At 35.9% G+C, this 1,198-nt stretch carries 1 protein-coding gene; it reads left to right on the top strand.

Annotation, left to right across the window (positions count from 1 at the left end; all coding sequences use genetic code 11):
* Positions 1–214 precede the first annotated feature (214 nt).
* On the top strand, positions 215–1,198 hold a 984-nt coding region (locus tag V7137_RS29675), incomplete at its 3' end, for a Ger(x)C family spore germination protein (protein ID WP_335701389.1).

Raw genomic sequence — 1,198 nt, 5'->3', positions numbered from 1 at the left:
TTTTTTTTCCTTTTCATTTATTTAATTTAATAACCAGAGAAAATGATACTGATTAAAATAATAGCTAATTGTCAATTTATATTTTCTTCGAATTATGGGGATATTATTCTCTGATAGAAAAAATAAGAAGATTTTTTAGAGGAAAACGCCATAAATAATGTTTCCTTTTCAGTATGTAAATGTATTTATAATTTAATGGAAAGGGTCGTAGTCCATGACAAAGAGAATTACAGTCTTTATCATATTGATTGCAATTCTATTATTCACAACAGGCTGCTGGAACCGTCGTGAATTAAATGAACTTGCCATCACTCTAGCCATGGGAATCGATCGTAACACGGATGGTCAATATCTTGTAACGGCTCAAGTGGTAATTCCAGGGGAAATAACCGAAAAAGCAAGAGGGAGTTCACCAGTAATCATCTTTCAGGCAAAGGGGGCTACCGTCCTTGAGGCAATACGAAAAATGACCAAAGAGGCTCCTAGGAAAATTTATCCTTCACATCTCAGAATCCTAGTGATTGGAGAGGCATTGGCAAAAGAGGGAATCGGGAAACCATTAGATGTACTGTCAAGAGATTGGGAAGTGAGGTCGGATTTCTATATTGCTGTAGCTAAGGGAAGGAAGGCAGAAGACATACTAAAGGTGCAAACCTCTTTAGAAAAAATGCCTGCCAATGAATTGTTTAACACACTTGAAGTATCAGCAAAAGCATGGTCAGCAACTAGATATGTGACGTTAGATGAACTGATTGCAAATATGGTAAGTGAAGGGAAAGAGCCTGTGTTAACTGGTATCCATGTAAAGTTAGAAGGCGATAAAGAAACTTCCTTCAGCAAACAAAATGTAGAAACGAGCAATCCATCCGCTAGGTTGTATTTTCAAGAATTAGCGGTTTTTGATGGAGATAAATTAATTGGCTGGTTAAATGAGCTTCAAAGTAAAACTTATACGATTGTGACAAATAATGAATTTGGTTCTGTCGCGAATGTTTCATGTTCAAAGCACGGAAAATTCGTTTATCAAATAACGAATTCAGAAACAAAGGTAAAGGGGAAGATACGCCATGGAAATCCTGAAATTGATGTTGCTGTCCAGGTAGAGGGTAAGGTAGCAGATGTAGAATGCGATATCAATTTGAAAAGTTCAAAATCAATAGTTAAGTTGGAGAAAATCTATGAAAAAGAAACGAAAAAA

Origin of the sequence: Neobacillus drentensis (assembly GCF_036962765.1) — a bacterium.
Classification (GTDB): Bacteria; Bacillota; Bacilli; order Bacillales; family Cytobacillaceae; genus Neobacillus; species Neobacillus drentensis_C.
Note: the sequence above shows the minus strand (reverse complement) of the source record. Positions and strands in the feature narration are given on the sequence as shown.